1 pseudogene is annotated in these 479 nt (G+C 62.8%); it reads right to left on the bottom strand.

Annotated elements, in window-relative coordinates:
* Positions 1–479 (bottom strand): annotated as a pseudogene (locus tag AWM69_RS22735) (Clp protease ClpP); the annotation flags it as partial.

Below are 479 nucleotides of genomic sequence, written 5' to 3'. Positions count from 1 at the left end.
GGCAGGCTGTTGTCGATTTCAAAACCGCCGCCGCTGACCAGCTTGTCGAACAGCCGCCCGCGTACTGCTTCGGCAGTCAGCCCAGCAGCCACAAATTGCTGAGTGAACTCAGGCAGTCGCGCCGCCACGCACAGATCGCGCACATTCTTGGCATTGGTCAGCGCCGCGTTGACCGTGGCTTCGTCGGCCAGTTTGGTATTACTGATCAGCGATTCGATCAGGTTGCTGATCCCGGCTGCGTTGCAGCTTTGGGTGATCAGCAAGGCCAGTTTGGCCGAGTCCACGATGGGCGGCTTTTCAGGTTCTGGCTTGGCCGGCTCGGGCGTTGGCTCGGGATCGAGCGGTTCATCCAGCTGAGCCAGCAATGCCTGCGGCGCGTGCTGGAAACGCTGCAGCACACTGCCCTGGCCCAGACACGCTTTGACGGTGAGACCGGCGCCGACTTCGTCTGCCAGCCCCAAGGCCACTGCCTCGCTCGC

The organism is Pseudomonas sp. D1HM, from assembly GCF_019266105.1.
In the GTDB taxonomy this organism is placed as follows: Bacteria; Pseudomonadota; Gammaproteobacteria; order Pseudomonadales; family Pseudomonadaceae; genus Aquipseudomonas; species Aquipseudomonas taetrolens.
The sequence above is the reverse complement of the archived record's forward strand: the minus strand, read 5'-3'. Positions and strand labels throughout refer to the sequence as shown.